The organism is Pseudoxanthomonas sp. UTMC 1351, assembly GCF_040948865.1.
Classification (GTDB): Bacteria; Pseudomonadota; Gammaproteobacteria; order Xanthomonadales; family Xanthomonadaceae; genus Pseudoxanthomonas_A.
Genome location: NZ_JAVGJT010000018.1, coordinates 97808 through 112517 on the forward strand (window position 1 = coordinate 97808; position 14710 = coordinate 112517).

At 62.6% G+C, this 14710-nt stretch carries 14 protein-coding genes; 13 read left to right on the top strand and 1 reads right to left on the bottom strand.

The features are described from left to right. Positions 1–69 precede the first annotated feature (69 nt). Positions 70–765 carry an AIM24 family protein gene (locus AB6O04_RS13430; RefSeq protein WP_368564521.1) on the bottom strand — a complete coding sequence of 232 codons (696 nt, stop codon included), beginning with the start codon at positions 763–765 and terminating at the stop codon, positions 70–72. 238 nt (positions 766–1003) lie between these two features. On the opposite strand from AB6O04_RS13430, the gene pyrH reads away from it, so the two are divergent. From pyrH to AB6O04_RS13495, 13 genes are all read left to right on the top strand, one after another. After that, positions 1004–1729 carry a UMP kinase gene (gene pyrH / locus AB6O04_RS13435; RefSeq protein WP_337342238.1) on the top strand — a complete coding sequence of 242 codons (726 nt, stop codon included), beginning with the start codon at positions 1004–1006 and terminating at the stop codon, positions 1727–1729. 283 nt (positions 1730–2012) lie between these two features. Next, the gene (locus tag AB6O04_RS13440; protein ID WP_368564522.1) at positions 2013–2930 is read left to right on the top strand and encodes a cation diffusion facilitator family transporter; all 918 of its coding nucleotides are present in this window, start codon (positions 2013–2015) and stop codon (positions 2928–2930) included. A gap of 104 nt (positions 2931–3034) precedes the next feature. Continuing rightward, positions 3035–3592, top strand: a complete 558-nt coding sequence (gene frr / locus AB6O04_RS13445; RefSeq protein WP_368564523.1) for a ribosome recycling factor — start codon at positions 3035–3037, stop codon at positions 3590–3592. An 8-nt stretch (positions 3593–3600) separates the two neighbouring features. Beyond that, positions 3601–4359: a polyprenyl diphosphate synthase gene (gene uppS, locus AB6O04_RS13450; RefSeq protein WP_368564524.1), complete on the top strand. Its 759-nt coding sequence runs from the start codon at positions 3601–3603 to the stop codon at positions 4357–4359. Further along, entirely contained in the window at positions 4356–5216 is an 861-nt protein-coding gene (locus AB6O04_RS13455) for a phosphatidate cytidylyltransferase (RefSeq protein WP_368564526.1), read from the top strand. Before uppS ends, AB6O04_RS13455 begins: the two co-directional genes overlap by 4 nt. 2 nt (positions 5217–5218) lie before the next feature. After that, positions 5219–6409: a 1-deoxy-D-xylulose-5-phosphate reductoisomerase gene (locus AB6O04_RS13460; RefSeq protein ID WP_368564527.1), complete on the top strand. Its 1191-nt coding sequence runs from the start codon at positions 5219–5221 to the stop codon at positions 6407–6409. Between the two features lie 13 nt (positions 6410–6422). Next, a complete protein-coding gene (gene rseP, locus AB6O04_RS13465) occupies positions 6423–7799 on the top strand; it encodes an RIP metalloprotease RseP (RefSeq protein WP_368564528.1) in 1377 nt (458 codons plus the stop codon). A gap of 122 nt (positions 7800–7921) precedes the next feature. Then, on the top strand, positions 7922–10438 hold the full coding sequence (bamA, locus tag AB6O04_RS13470) for an outer membrane protein assembly factor BamA (protein WP_368564529.1): 2517 nt from the start codon (positions 7922–7924) through the stop codon (positions 10436–10438). A gap of 113 nt (positions 10439–10551) precedes the next feature. Then, complete coding sequence (gene lpxD / locus AB6O04_RS13475; protein ID WP_368564530.1) at positions 10552–11568, top strand: UDP-3-O-(3-hydroxymyristoyl)glucosamine N-acyltransferase; 1017 nt, start codon at positions 10552–10554, stop codon at positions 11566–11568. After that, positions 11568–12023, top strand: coding sequence for a 3-hydroxyacyl-ACP dehydratase FabZ (gene fabZ / locus AB6O04_RS13480; protein WP_368564531.1), 456 nt, complete (start codon positions 11568–11570; stop codon positions 12021–12023). The genes lpxD and fabZ overlap by 1 nt, the downstream gene beginning before the upstream one ends. A 1-nt stretch (position 12024) precedes the next feature. After that, on the top strand, positions 12025–12810 hold the full coding sequence (gene lpxA / locus AB6O04_RS13485; protein ID WP_368564533.1) for an acyl-ACP--UDP-N-acetylglucosamine O-acyltransferase: 786 nt from the start codon (positions 12025–12027) through the stop codon (positions 12808–12810). Between the two features lie 23 nt (positions 12811–12833). Beyond that, a complete protein-coding gene (gene lpxB / locus AB6O04_RS13490) occupies positions 12834–14060 on the top strand; it encodes a lipid-A-disaccharide synthase (protein WP_368564534.1) in 1227 nt (408 codons plus the stop codon). Next, positions 14053–14706, top strand: a complete 654-nt coding sequence (locus AB6O04_RS13495) for a ribonuclease HII (RefSeq protein WP_368564537.1) — start codon at positions 14053–14055, stop codon at positions 14704–14706. Before lpxB ends, AB6O04_RS13495 begins: the two co-directional genes overlap by 8 nt. The last annotated feature ends 4 nt before the right edge of the window (positions 14707–14710 follow it).

Consider the following 14710-nt stretch of genomic DNA (forward strand, 5'->3'; position numbering starts at 1 on the left):
CGACCGCCTCGCGTCGAAAAAAAGCCGCGGAATTCCGCGGCTTTTTTTATTCATGCAGTTTCGATGCGGTTATTCCTTGGCCTGAAACACCACTTCCTCATATGGCTGGACCACCACCCAGCCTTCACCGGCGAATCGCAGTTGAATGCTCTCGCCCGAGCCGCGCCCCAGCAATGTGCCGAACGAAATATCGGTGACGATTTCCGGCGTCAGTCCGCCGGACCAGGCCACGGTGGCGTTGGGATCGGTGAATATTGGGCCGGTTGCCGCCGAAACCGGCAACGTCAATGGCTCGTAGTGCGAACTGATGGCAACGATGCCGTGTCCGCTCAAACGGACGTTGAAAAGGCCGCCTGACATCATGCCTGCGGCTTTGCGCATCATGGTGATCTTGCTTTCTATGCCCGATTCGATCGCCAGCACGTCGTTGCCATTGACGAAGATCGCTTCGCCAGCCAAACGCAACAGCGTGACCTTCTTGCCTGCATCGGCCAGGTATACGCGGCCGTTTCCTTCCATCTTCATCAGCTGCATGCCTTCGCCGCTGATCGCCTTTTTCAGCAAATTGCCCAGACCTTGTTCCAGCACACCCTGACGGGTGAACTTGACGTTGCCGACGCGCGCCACCATGGCGCCAGCCTTGGCCCATACCAAGCCATTGAGGCGCACCTCCAGCATATGGGGGCTTTCCAGCTCGAAGGCATCGCCGCCGACATCCTTTTCTTTCGATGAAGCGAGGAATTCCTGCAGTGTACGTATGGCCATATCCGCTTTCCGATGGTCGAGCCGCGCCGTTCGCGACGGCGGCGAATGTAACGGATTTCGATCACTGCATGATGGCGGTCGTCGTACTCCCAGGGACGAATCCTCCGATGCGCATGCCGCTGGGAGTCACTGGAAAACGCCATGAAAGAGGCATTCCACGCAGGCAAGCGGATATCGTGAACACCTGATGCCCGGGCTCGGATAGAATTGCGCTGTTTATCCCCTGCCGAGATCGCCCATGACAGCGCCCCTAGTCTTTCGCCGCATCCTGCTAAAACTTTCCGGCGAGGCGCTGATGGGATCCGAAGATTACGGCATCGACCCGGCGGTAATCGGGCGCATTGCCCGAGAGATCATCGAGGCACATGAAGCCGGGGCCGAGATCGCGCTGGTGATCGGCGGCGGCAATATCTTCCGCGGCGCGGGCCTGGCCGCTGGCGGCATGGACCGGGTCACCGGCGACCAGATGGGCATGCTGGCTACCGTCATCAATGCCTTGGCCATGCAGGATGCACTGGAAAAACTCGGCGCCAAAGTCCGCGTAATGAGTGCCATCAAGATCAACGACGTCTGCGAGGACTACATCCGTCGCCGCGCCGTGCGCCACTTGGAAAAAGGCCGCATCGCGATCTTCGCTGCGGGCGTTGGCCAGCCGTTCTTCACCACGGATTCCGGCGCCGCGCTACGCGCGATCGAGATCAACGCCGATTTGCTGCTGAAAGCGACCAAGGTCGACGGCGTCTACGATTGCGACCCACGCAAGAACGCCGACGCCAAGCGTTTCGACCAACTGACATACGACGAAGTACTCAACCGCAATCTCGAAGTCATGGACACCGCCGCTTTCGCGTTGTGCCGCGACAGCGACCTGCCGCTGCGCATCTACGACCTGACCGTACCGGGCAATCTGATGCGCATCCTGCGCGGCGAAAACGTCGGCACGCTGGTGAAGGGGCGCGACTGAGGGTTTGGCGAAGGGTGAAGTCGGCCGCTTCGCGGCCTGCAAAGAGTGAAGAGGAAAATCGGTCGCTAAGCGGCTAGCGAGGAAATGGCTCTGCCCTACTCCGCTTTATGTACCCAATGCCGCCAGCTTTCGGAAATTCCCACCCTCATATCGCCTGGAGGAGAGGCAGGCGCGGCTACTTCTCTTCACCCTTCGCAGGTGGCGCAGACACCGATCTTCCAGCGCCGCGCGCGACTTTCCCCTGTAATTGTGTCCGCCCTTCCCTCACGGCACCCTAGCCGTCATGGGACATGCTCACGGCGCTCACCATCACGGCCACGGCTCGGCGACTCGCGCCTTTGCGCTGGTCACGCTGATCAACCTGGCTTACACGGTCCTGGAAGCAGGCTACGGCTTCTACATCAACTCGCTGGCGCTGCTGTCCGACGCCCTGCATAACCTGGGCGATGTACTGGGGTTGGGCTTGGCCTGGGCTGCCGCGGCATTGGCCCGGCGGCGACCCACCGGAAACCACACCTACGGCTGGCGCCGCGCGACACTGCTTTCGCCGTTGGCCAACGCCATTTTGCTGATGGTGTTCTCCGGCGCATTGGGCTGGGAAGCGATGCAACGCTTCAACGCCCCGCCGGCGATACCGGCTGTGCCTGTGATTGTGGTGGCCGCTATCGGCATCTTCGTCAATCTGGGCGCCGCCTGGCTGATGCGCGAAGGCCATGCCCGGGATATGAACAAGCGCGGTGCTTTTCTCCACTTGATCGCCGACGCGGCAGTCTCGCTGGCAGCCGTCATCGCCGGTTTCGGGATGTGGATGTTCGGTTGGTCCTGGCTGGATCCGGCGACAGCACTGCTGATCGGGGTGGTGATCGCCGTGGGCACCTTCGGCCTGTTGCGCGACAGTTTCAATGCCGCCATGGATGCGGTGCCAAGCAACATCGACCATTCGGAGGTCACCGCGTTCCTGGTGGCGCAACCGGGCGTGGATGCGGTGCACCACCTGCATATCTGGCCGCTGGGGGCCGGTGAGGTCGCCTTGACCGCCCATCTGGTGCGCCGCCAGCCGGACGATCACGACGCCTTCATCGATGCCACCGTCCGCGAACTGGACCAGCGCTTCGGGATCAATCACGCGACCCTGCAGATCGAGCGCGGGGCGCGATGCGAGCACGATCTGCACGATGCCGCGCCGCATCATTCGCATTGATCCGCCGCAGGCGGTGCCAGGGCCGGAAAAGGGACCTGAAAAGGCCCGCCCATGAGTGAAACGCCCTATAATCGGGCGTTTAACGCCATGCAACGGAACTAGCGATGCTCAACGAAATCAAGAAAGACGCGCAGACGCGCATGATCAAGAGCATTGAGACGCTGCGCCACAATCTGACCAAGCTCCGTACCGGTCGCGCTTCCACGGCTCTGGTGGACCACCTGAAAGTCAATTACTACGGTTCGGACATGCCGCTAACTCAGGTCGCCAGCGTCGTCGTCAGCGACGCCCGCTCACTGACCATCACACCGTGGGAAAAGCAGATGGTCTCGGCCGTCGAAAAAGCGATCCTGGCCTCGGACCTAGGGCTGACTCCCAATACCGCCGGCACCACGATCCGCATCAATATTCCCGCGCTGACTGAAGAACGCCGCAAAGAATTGTCCAAGCACGTGCACGGCGAGGGCGAAGAAGCCAAGGTCGCCATCCGCAATATCCGCCGCGATGCCAATCAGCAGGTCAAACAGCTGCTGAAGGACAAACAGATCACCGAAGACGAAGAGAAGCGCACCGAAGACGAAATCCAGAAGCTGACCGACAAATCCATCAAGGACGTGGATGACGTGGTTAAAGCCAAGGAACAGGAATTGATGGCGGTCTGAGGACTGCCATGTCGCCGACCGCACAAAAAGCCGTCCCGCACCACATTGCCATCATCATGGATGGCAACGGACGCTGGGCCGAGCGCCGCAAGCGCCCGCGTGTCATTGGCCATCGTGCCGGGGCGCGGGCGGTCAATGTCTGCATCGATTTCTGTCTGGAGCGCGGGATTGGCGCGCTGACTCTGTTCGCGTTCTCCAGCGAAAACTGGGGACGCCCGGAGGACGAGGTCGGGGCGCTGATGAAGCTCTTTCTCAATGCATTGGACCGCGAAGTCGCCGAACTGGACCGCCGTGGCGTGCGCGTGCGCTTCATCGGTGAGCGCGAGCGCTTTCCCGCCGATATCGTCCAACGCATGACGGCCGCCGAGACGCTGACGGCGGGCAACACACGCCTGCACCTGACCATTGCGGCCAGCTATGGCGGACGCCAGGACATCGTGCAGGCGACGCGTGCGGTCGCCGCCGACGTGGCAGCCGGCCGGCTACGGCTGGAAGACATCGACGAAGCCACGGTGGGTGCGCACATTTCGTTGGCCGATCTCCCTCCGCCCGATCTGTTCATCCGCACCGGTGGCGATCACCGCATCAGCAATTTCCTGCTGTGGCAGCTGGCGTATACCGAACTCTGGTTCACCGAGATACTCTGGCCGGAATTGGACGCGGTCCATCTGCAACGCGCCTTGGACGATTACGCGCGGCGCGAGCGCCGCTTCGGCCTGACCAGCGCCCAGATCGCCGATAGCGCGACGGAGAAGACATCCGCATGAGCAATCCCAGCGCCACAAGAGTGCGCGTCATCGCCGCGTTGGCCATGGCTCCTGTCGCCATCGCTGCCATCCTGATGCTGCCCACGTCGTGGCTGGCTGCTCTGGCCGCCTTGGTGTTCCTGATCGGCTTGTGGGAATGGTTCAAGCTGGCGGAAATCGACGACACGCTGCCGCGGACGGTATTGCTGACTGCCAATCTGTTGTTGATGGTGTTGCTGGTATGGGCGTCCGCGGGCTCGCCGGACCTGGTGCCGTTGCGGCTCGTGGCACTGCTGGGCGTGATCTGGTGGTTCTTTGCTCTGCTATGGCTGCGTTTCTACAGTTTCGCGTCCGATCACCGGACTTACGCACGCGCGTTCAAGCTGGCTGCCGGGACGCTGGCGGTGGTACCTGCGTGGTGCGCTTTGGGGCTGATCCATGCCAGCCAACCCAACGGAAACCGCTGGCTGTTCGTGGCGTTGATCATTGTCTGGGCGGCGGATAGCGGCGCGTACTTCGTTGGCCGTCACTTTGGCGGCAGGCTGTTCGGAAGCCGCAAGCTGGCTCCGCGTATCAGCCCTAACAAGACCTTCGAGGGCGCCATCGGCGGTTTGGTGGCGGGTATGGCGGTCGCTGCTGCGGGCACATTCCTGGCTGGCGGCGGTTTCCCGCAGTTGCCCGCGGTGCTGGTGGTAGCGGCGGCGACGGTGCTGTTCTCCATCGTCGGCGATCTGTTCGAGAGCCTGCTCAAGCGCCATGTCGGCGCCAAGGATTCCGGCGATCTCATTCCCGGCCATGGCGGCGTGCTGGACCGCATCGACGGCGTTTTGGCCGCCTTGCCGGTGTTCGCGCTGGGCAAGGAACTGTTCGGATTCTGAATATGCCCGCCCCACAGAAACGCAAGGTCGCGGTGCTTGGCGCCACGGGCTCCATCGGCGCCTCGGCGCTGGATGTGATCGCGCGTCATCCAGAACGATTCGAAGCCACGCTGCTGGCCGCAGGCAGCAATGTCGACACCCTGCTGGCGCTGTGTATCGCCTATCGCCCTGCGCATGCGGTCATCGCTGAGCAGCGCTTATACCAGCGACTTCAAGACGGCCTTCGCGACGCGGGGCTGCCCACCCAGGCGCATGCCGGCACCGAGGCGCTGGACGAACTGGTGGCTAGCGACATCTGCGACACCGTGGTGGCCGCTATTGTTGGAGCCGCGGGGCTGTCATCCACACTGGCCGCCGCTCGCGCTGGCAAACGCCTTTTGCTGGCCAACAAGGAATCGCTGGTTCTGGCGGGCGAGCTGCTGACTTCCGCCGTCGACAAGGCGGGCGCCGAAATCGTGCCGATCGACAGCGAGCACAATGCGATCTTCCAATGCCTGCGTTCACGCCGGGCTCAGGACGACGTCAGGCGTATCGTGCTCACCGCTTCCGGCGGTCCGTTCCGCGGCCGCACCCGGGAAGCTCTGGCGCAAGTAACGCCCCAGCAGGCCATCGCACACCCGAAATGGTCGATGGGGCCGAAGATCTCGGTCGACTCCGCCACGCTGATGAACAAGGGACTGGAAGTGATCGAGGCTCACCATTTGTTCGGTGTGGCAGGCGATCGCCTTGCGGTACTGGTGCATCCGCAAAGTCTGGTGCACTCGCTGGTGGAGTTCGTCGATGGCTCCACGCTGGCGCAACTGGGACTGCCCGATATGCGCACATCGTTGGCGGTAGGTCTCGGTTGGCCGGAACGCATTGAGTCCGGGGTCGGCGGTTTGGACCTGCTGACCCAGGGAAGACTGGACTTCGAGGCTCCGGATACCGACGCATTCCCCTGTCTGAAGTTGGCTTGGCACGCATTGGAAGCCGGCGGCACCTCGCCGGCTGTGCTGAATGCCGCCAACGAAGTGGCCGTTTCAGCCTTTCTTCAGGGCCAAATCGGTTTCCTATCCATTCCCGCGCTGGTCGAAGAGGCCCTCGCCGCGCTGCCCGCCGCTCCCGCCGATTCGTTGGAGGCGCTGCTGGCAGCCGATGCGCAGGCCCGCCGACTGACGGAACGGGCCATCGCAGCCCACGCTCCACGTGCATGAGTGTCGATAATCGATGAGTGATCTGGTGGGCTCAATCTGGTGGATGATCGTCGCCCTCGGGGTGCTGGTCACATTCCACGAATTCGGACACTACTGGGTCGCTCGCCGCTGTGGCGTAAAAGTGCTGCGTTTTTCGGTGGGATTCGGCAAGGCGCTGTGGTCGCGCCGCGACCGTCATGGCACCGAATTCGTCATCGCCGCACTGCCGCTGGGCGGATACGTGAAGATGCTGGACGAGGCCGAGGGCAATGTGCCGGCGGATCAGTTGCCGCACGCTTTCAATCGCAAACCGGTATGGCAGCGCATCGCGATTGTTGCTGCCGGCCCCATCGCCAATCTGGTGCTGTGCGTCGCACTGCTGTGGGCGATGTTCGTGGTGGGGAAGGAAGATTACTCGGCCACGCTGGGCAGCGTTAACGGCATCGCCGCGGAAGCCGGTTTTCAGCCTGGCGACCGCCTGCTGCGGATCGAGGATGATCGCATCGCCACCTGGTCCGATGCGCTGACGGTGCTGACCCGCTACGCACTGGATCGCCAGGATGTCGAAGTCGAGGTCCAGGACACCGATGGTGCGACGCATACGCGTCAACTCCCGCTGTCGGACCTGCCTCCGTCATTCGATGAAACCAATGTGGCTGCCATTGCCGGGCTGGATTGGCAGCACCGCCGGGTGCCTGCCGTTATCGAGCGCACCGAACCCGGCAGCCCCGCCGACGGTCTGCTGCTGCCCGGAGACCAGATCACCGCGATCGACGGCACGCCCGTCTACAGCTTCAGCGACATATCCCCATTGGTGCAGAAACTCGGTGGGACTCAATCTGCCAAGAATGGGTCCGCCTCGATGGTGGAGGTCGATCGCGCAGGCGTACGGCATGCTTTCGAAATCCGGCCGGCGCGAACACGCGATCCGCGATCAGGCACCGAATACTGGGCGTTGGGCATCGCCCCTCCTTCCAAGCTTGAGCCGGCTCCATACGACGCCGTGCAACGCTTTGGACCGGTGGCCGCCATCCCCGTCGCCTTCCGCGAAACCGGCAAGATGGCTTCGGATTCACTGGGCATGATCCGGCGGATGCTGACCGGGCATGCGTCCGTCAAGAACGTTTCCGGCCCGCTCACCATCGCTCAGGTCGCCAACGCGACCGCCAAGCGCGGCGTGGCGTGGTTCCTGTTTTTCCTGGCCCTGCTGTCACTCAGCCTGGCCATCATCAACCTGCTGCCGATCCCTGTCTTGGACGGCGGGCACCTGCTGTATTACCTTATAGAGTTGGTCAAAGGCAGTCCGTTGAGCGAACGCACCATGGCCACCGGGCAATATGTGGGTCTGGCTCTGTTGGCCGGACTGATGGGCCTGGCGTTCTACAACGACATCCTTCGTCTGGTGACCTGATGCCTTTGAACTTTCTTTCGCCGGCCCGCCTCAAACCTTTTAGTTCCATTTCTGCTTGCCCACCGCAAGCGCCTTTCCGGCAAACCCCTGCACAGCAGGATCGACCCCAATCGGATGTGATGATGACGCGACTGCCCTCCCGCCGCCTGCTTGCCCTCGCCCTGGCTTCGGCCATTGCCGTGCCGGCTCTGGCACAGACGACGGAACCCAGCCCGACCGCGCCTGCTCCTGCAGCTCCTGCTGCTGCGCCCACGCCGGCCGCCGCGCCTCTGAGCTCAGAGAGCTTTACTGCCACCGATATCCGCATCGACGGTTTGCAGCGCATCTCCGCGGGTACCGTGCTGACCTATCTGCCGATCGAGCGTGGCGACACGGTCACCCCGACCAACATCGGCGAGTCGATCCGCGCGCTGTACAAGACCGGCTTCTTCGAAGACGTCAAGCTGGACCGCCAAGGCAGCATCCTGGTGGTCACCCTGACCGAGCGGCCAGCCATCAACAAGCTGACCCTGACCGGCAACAAGGACATCAAGACCGAAGACTTGCTGCGCGGCCTGAAAGATATTGGTCTGGCTGAAGGCGACACCTTCGATCGCCTCAGCCTGGACCGGGTGACCCAGGAACTGACCCGCCAGTACAACAACCGCGGCAAGTACAACGTGGAGATCACGCCCACCGTCAGCCAGCTGGACCGTAACCGCGTGGATGTGACCATCGCCGTCAAGGAAGGCAAGGCGGCCAAGATTCGCCATGTCAATGTAATCGGTGCGGAGAAATTCCCCACCGAGGACATCCTGGAAGGCTGGGAGTCCAAGGAAAGCAATTGGATGTCCTGGTACCGCCGCGACGATCAATATTCCAAGGAAAAGCTGTCCGGCGACTTCGAACGCCTGAACTCCTTTTACCTGGATCGCGGCTACGTCGATTTCAGCATCGACTCCAGCCAGGTGGCGATCAGTCCCGACAAGCGCGACATGTTCATCACCGCCGGCATCAGCGAAGGCGAGCAGTACAAGATCTCCGACGTGAAAGTCTCCGGCGATACGGTGCTGCCGAAGGAAGAGATCGAGAAACTGGTGATCGTCAAGAAAGATCAGATCTTCTCGCGCGTGCTGCTGGAAATGACCTCCGATTCGATCACTGCCACCCTGGGCAACATCGGCCATGCGTTCGCGGCGGTCAATCCGATCCCGACCGTCGACCGCGAAAATCGTACGGTGGCCATCAACCTGCAGGTGGTGCCCGGTCCACGCGTGAACGTGCGCCGGATCGTATTCAAGGGCAATACCCGCACGTCCGACGAAGTGCTGCGCCGTGAGATGCGTCAGTTCGAAGACAGCTGGTATTCGCAGGCGGCCATCGATCGCTCGCGGGTGCGCCTGCGGCGTTTGGGTTACTTCGAAACAGTGGACGTTGAAACGCCGGCCGTACCGGGCACCAACGACCAGGTTGACGTGGTGTTCAACGTCAAGGAGACCACGTCCGGCAGCTTCGTGTTCGGCCTGGGCTATTCGCAGCTCTCCGGCCTGACCACCTCGATCCAGCTGTCGCAGAACAACTTCCTGGGTGGCGGCAACCGCGTGTCGGTGGAAGCGCAGCGCAGCGATTACCTGCAGCGCTATTCGTTCTCGTACACGAACCCGTTCTTTACCGACGAGGGCATGTCGCTGGGTTACAACCTGTGGTGGCGCGAGTTCGACTACTCGGACTTCAACACCGCGCAATACTCCACCACCAGCGCCGCCGCCCAAGGCGTGCTGGGCCTGCCGATCACCGAGAACGATACGGTCTCGCTGCTGTTCGGCCTGGACAGCAACGAGATCCTGACGTTCGGCGGCTCCACGCCGAGCTCCATCATCGACTACATCGATGCGGTCGGCCAGCGCACGTTCCATGCATGGCGCGCCGAGATCGGTTGGGCGCGCGATACCCGCAACGACTACTTCATGCCCACAGGTGGCCTGTACCAGCGGATATCGGCGGAAATCGCGCTGCCGGGCTCGACGGTCGAGTACTACAAGCTCAACTACGAATTCTCCAAGTACTGGCGCCTGGGCAGCGCCATCGTGCTCAACACGCGCGCCGAACTCGGCTACGGCGACAGTTATGGCTCGGACATCGTTCGCAATATTTGCCGGGTCAATGGTTCCGACCCGCAGATCCCAGGCGATCCGGCCACGTTGGCGGCGGCTTCCAGTGCAGCTGGCTGTGCCCCCGGCTCCGTCCTGGATCGTACCCTCACGGCGACAGGCCTGCCGTTCTACGAGAATTTCTACGCGGGCGGTACGCGTTCGGTGCGCGGCTTCCGCGACAACACTCTGGGCCCACGTTCGGAACTCATTTCCGGAAACCGAGGCCAGCCGTTGGGTGGCTCACTGAAGACCACCGGCTCGGTGGAAATGATCTTCCCGAAACTGTTCGACTCCAATGCAGCGCGCGTTTCGGCCTTCCTGGATTTCGGCAACGTATACGACGGCATCGACAATTTCGACGCCAGCCAGCTGCGTGCCTCGACCGGCGTGGCACTGCTATGGCGCGCGCCCGTCGGTCCGATCTCGATCAGCTACGCCTTCCCGCTGCGCAAGGAAGAAGGCGACGAGATCGAGCGCCTGCAGTTCACCTTCGGCGGGGCGTTCTGATCCGCTGACGCGGTCGAACATACGGCAGGCCACGGATGATTCGTGGCCTGCCTCCGGCTACTCACCGCGGCAGGCGGCATCGCTCATACACAAGGCGCTAAACTAGCGCCCTTATGGCACAGACTTTTACCGCATCGGAACTCGCTCGCCGCTTCGAGCTGGCGCTGCATGGCGACGGCGACGTTCGGATCGAAGGCGTGTCCACGCTGGCGCGCGCCGCCCGTGGTCAGCTGGCATTCCTCGCCAACTCTCGCTATCGCTCACAGCTGGCCGACAGTAGTGCCGGCGCAGTGGTGATGCGTCAGGAGGACATTGACGACGCCCCCGGCACCGCGTTGATCGCCAAGGATCCCTATACAGCCTTCGCGAAGATTGCCGCACTGTTCGACACCAAACCTGTGCATTCGCCAGGTATCCATGCCAGCGCGGTGATCGATCCAGCGGCGACGATTTCCCCCAGCGCCCATGTGGGGCCGTTCGTTGTAATCGGTGCCGGCAGCACGGTGGGTGACGGTTGCGTCATCGGGCCGGGCTGCGTGATCGGCGAGAACTGCGAAATCGGCGCCGGCAGCGAGCTGATCGCGAGGGTGACGCTGGTGACTCGCGTACGTTTGGGCCAGCGTGTGTTGATCCATCCTGGCGCGGTGATCGGTGCCGATGGATTCGGGCTGGCCATGGACGCCGGCCATTGGATCAAGGTGCCGCAACTGGGTGGCGTGAGCATCGGCGACGATTGCGAAATCGGCGCCAACACCACCATAGATCGCGGCGCGCTGGAAGACACCGTATTGGAAGAGGACGTGCGCCTGGACAATCAAATCCAGATCGGCCACAACGTCCGCATCGGCGCGCACACGGCTATGGCCGGCTGCAGCGCGGCGGCCGGAAGCGCCCGGATCGGACGCTATTGCCTGATCGGAGGTGCGGCGGGAGTCCTGGGTCATCTGGAGATTTGCGACCGCGTGGTGATCACCGCCATGTCGTTGGTGACCAGCTCCATACGCGAGCCTGGCGAATATTCCTCGGGCACGCCGCTTACCGATAATCGTACTTGGCGTAAGAACGCTGCCCGTTTCAAGCAACTCGACGTACTGGCCCGCCGTGTGCTGGCGGCTGACAAGGAAACCTGATGACCCACGAAGTGCAACTTCCCATCGATGCCGCCGGCATCCGCAAGCTGCTACCGCATCGTTACCCGTTCCTGCTGGTGGATCGCGTGGTCGAGCTGGAGCACAACAAACGTGTGCTGGCCTACAAGAACATCACCCAGAACGAGCCCTTCTTCACCGGTCATTTTCCGGGACATCCCATTATGCCGGGCGTGCTGATCATCGAGGCGCTGGCGCAGGCGGGTGGGCTGCTGACTCAGCTGTCGCATCAAGGCGACACTGCAGGCCGCATGTTCTACATGGTCAAGGTGGAAAACGCCCGTTTCACCAAGATGGTGGTACCTGGCGACCGCTTGGATCTGGATGTCACCCTGAAGCGCCTGATCCGCAACATGGCCTTCTACACCGGCGTCGCAAGCGTTAACGGCGAACAAGTCGCCTGCGCCGACGTGCTGTGCGCCGAGGACACGAACTGAGATGAGCGCTTCCGTCATCCATCCCAGTGCGGTGATCGAATCGGGCGCCAAACTGGGCGCCAACGTGCGTATCGGCGCGTTCGCGTACGTCGGCCACGATGTCGAGATTGGCGATGGCACCGTCCTCGGTCCGCATTGCAGTGTCACCGGTCCTACCCGCATCGGCCGCGACAATCATTTCGTTGGCCACGCCGCAGTCGGCGGCGATCCGCAGGACAAGAAATTCAAAGGCGAACGCACCGAGTTGATCATCGGCGACCGCAACAGCGTGCGCGAATTCGTCACCTTGAATCGGGGTACAGGCGACGGTGGCGGTGTCACCCGCATCGGCAACGACAATCTGCTGCTGGCGTATACGCATGTGGCGCACGATTGCGACGTGGGCAACCATTGTGTGTTCTCCAACAACTCCACCTTGGCTGGACATGTCATTGTCGAAGACTGGGTGATCATGAGCGGTTTTGCGGGCGTGCATCAGTTCTGCCGTATCGGTGCGCATGCGTTCCTGGGCATGGGCGTGCTGATCAGTGGCGATGTGCCGCCGTTCACCATGGTGGCGACGGAAACCGGCGGGCGCCCGCGCGGCGTCAACAGCGAAGGCCTGAAACGGCGCGGCTTCGATAGCGAACGCATCAGCGCCATCAAACGCGCCTACCGCACCTTGTACATGGCCGGACTGCCGCTGGCCGAAGCCAAGCAGCAACTGGTCGAACAAGCCAAGGACAGCGACGACGTGCGTGCCCTGCTCGACTTCATTGAAGCCGGCCAACGGCCGTTGTTGAGATGAGTGCCGGGAATGGAGAATCGGGAATGGAGAATCGGGAAAAGCCAAAGCCCGAACCTGCCTCCATTCCCCATTCCCGATTCCCTAATCACGGCGCCACGCTGCGCGTAGCGATTGTCGCTGGCGAAGCCTCCGGCGACGGTCTGGGCGCTGGATTGATCGCCGCGTTGCGCCAACGATTCCCGCAAGCTGAATTCGCTGGCATCGGTGGCGACGGGATGCGTGCAGCCGGTTGCCAGACCTGGTTCGATGCGAGCGAATTGGCGGTGATGGGATTGGCCGAGGTCCTGCGCCATCTGCCGCGTCTGTTGAAATTGCGCAAGGCATTCCGCGAACGCGTGCTGGCGTGGAGGCCCGATGTCTTCATTGGCATCGATGCACCGGATTTCAATTTGGGCGTGGAGCGCTGGTTGAAACAGCGCGGCGTGCGCACGGTGCACTACGTCAGTCCGTCGGTCTGGGCATGGCGGGAGAAACGCGCGGAAAAGATCGGTGCCAGCGCGGATCGTGTGCTCTGCTTGTTTCCCATGGAGCCGCCCATCTACGCACGCCATGGCGTCGACGCGAGTTTCGTCGGGCATCCCATGGCTGATGAAATACCGCTGCAGCCGGACCGGGATACCGCGCGCCAAGCCCTGGGCCTATCAGGAGATGCGCCGGTGCTGGCGGTGCTGCCCGGTAGCCGCCTGGGCGAAATCCACCGACTGGGCGCACCCTTCCTGGAAGCCGCCGCCCGCGTAGCCCAGGAAATCCCGGGGCTGCGTGTAATCGTTCCCGCCGCCAGCGCAGCTTGTCGGCAGGCATTGGAATCTCTGCGTTCCGATCCTCGCTTCTCGGGGCTCGACTACCACCTTCTGAATGGACAGGCCCGTGAAGCGCTGTATGCCAGCGACGTGGTGCTGCTGGCCTCCGGTACCGCGACGCTGGAAGCGATGTTGGCCAAGCGTCCGATGGTCGTGGGCTACAAGATCGCGCCCGCCACTTATAGCCTGGTCAAAATGCTGGGAATGCTGAAGATCGAACGGTATGCACTGCCGAACGTTCTGGCCGGCGAAGACCTGGCACCGGAACTGATGCAGGACGACTGCACGCCAGAGAACCTGAGCCGCGCGGTGCTGCATTGGTTCACCCATCCCGAGGCGGTGGCTGCATTGCAACCGAAGTACCTTGAGTTGCACCATGCGCTGCGGCAGGATGCTTCCGCGCGTGCGGCCGATGCCGTAGCCAATCTCTTATCGTCCACCCATGCTTGAGTCGTCCATCCCCTCCGCCGCCGTACGTCCTGTTCGCATCGCCGGAATCGATGAGGCTGGGCGCGGCCCGCTGGCCGGACCGGTCGTTGTCGCGGCGGTGGTTTTCGATCCGGCGCAGCCTCGCATCAATGGTCTGGCCGATTCGAAACAGCTGTGCGCGTCCCGTCGCGAACTCCTGTATGAGCGCATCGTGGAGCGCGCGCTGGCTTGGCATATCGTATTCATCGAGGTCGGGGAAATCGATCGCATCAATATCTATCACGCCACGATGCTCGGCATGCGACGCGCGCTGGAAGGCGTGGTACAGGCGGCAGGCGGCGCGGATGGATGCCTGGCGCGGATCGACGGCAATGCGCTGCCGCGCGACCTGCCGTGCCCGGCAGAGGCCTGGATCGGAGGCGACGCACGCGATCGCTCGATCATGGCCGCGTCGATCCTGGCCAAAGTGTCGCGCGACCGTTTCATGCGGGAACTGCATTCCATGCATCCGCAATATGGCTTCGATCAACACAAGGGCTATTCCACGCCCGAGCATTTGGCTGCGCTGCGGATGCACGGACCATGCCCGCAACACCGACGCAGCTTTGCTCCTGTGCGCGCTTCGGAGCGACCTTGGTTCAACGATCTGGCCGCTAGTCCGACCTGATGGT

Bases quoted from the DNA above. Each gene is read 5' to 3' on its own strand.
- AB6O04_RS13430 (WP_368564521.1), bottom strand. From the start codon at position 765: ATGGCCATACGTACACTGCAGGAATTCCTCGCTTCATCGAAAGAAAAG.
- pyrH (WP_337342238.1), top strand. From the start codon at position 1,004: ATGACAGCGCCCCTAGTCTTTCGCCGCATCCTGCTAAAACTTTCCGGC.
- AB6O04_RS13440 (WP_368564522.1), top strand. From the start codon at position 2,013: ATGGGACATGCTCACGGCGCTCACCATCACGGCCACGGCTCGGCGACT.
- frr (WP_368564523.1), top strand. From the start codon at position 3,035: ATGCTCAACGAAATCAAGAAAGACGCGCAGACGCGCATGATCAAGAGC.
- uppS (WP_368564524.1), top strand. From the start codon at position 3,601: ATGTCGCCGACCGCACAAAAAGCCGTCCCGCACCACATTGCCATCATC.
- AB6O04_RS13455 (WP_368564526.1), top strand. From the start codon at position 4,356: ATGAGCAATCCCAGCGCCACAAGAGTGCGCGTCATCGCCGCGTTGGCC.
- AB6O04_RS13460 (WP_368564527.1), top strand. From the start codon at position 5,219: ATGCCCGCCCCACAGAAACGCAAGGTCGCGGTGCTTGGCGCCACGGGC.
- rseP (WP_368564528.1), top strand. From the start codon at position 6,423: ATGAGTGATCTGGTGGGCTCAATCTGGTGGATGATCGTCGCCCTCGGG.
- bamA (WP_368564529.1), top strand. From the start codon at position 7,922: ATGACGCGACTGCCCTCCCGCCGCCTGCTTGCCCTCGCCCTGGCTTCG.
- lpxD (WP_368564530.1), top strand. From the start codon at position 10,552: ATGGCACAGACTTTTACCGCATCGGAACTCGCTCGCCGCTTCGAGCTG.
- fabZ (WP_368564531.1), top strand. From the start codon at position 11,568: ATGACCCACGAAGTGCAACTTCCCATCGATGCCGCCGGCATCCGCAAG.
- lpxA (WP_368564533.1), top strand. From the start codon at position 12,025: ATGAGCGCTTCCGTCATCCATCCCAGTGCGGTGATCGAATCGGGCGCC.
- lpxB (WP_368564534.1), top strand. From the start codon at position 12,834: ATGGAGAATCGGGAAAAGCCAAAGCCCGAACCTGCCTCCATTCCCCAT.
- AB6O04_RS13495 (WP_368564537.1), top strand. From the start codon at position 14,053: ATGCTTGAGTCGTCCATCCCCTCCGCCGCCGTACGTCCTGTTCGCATC.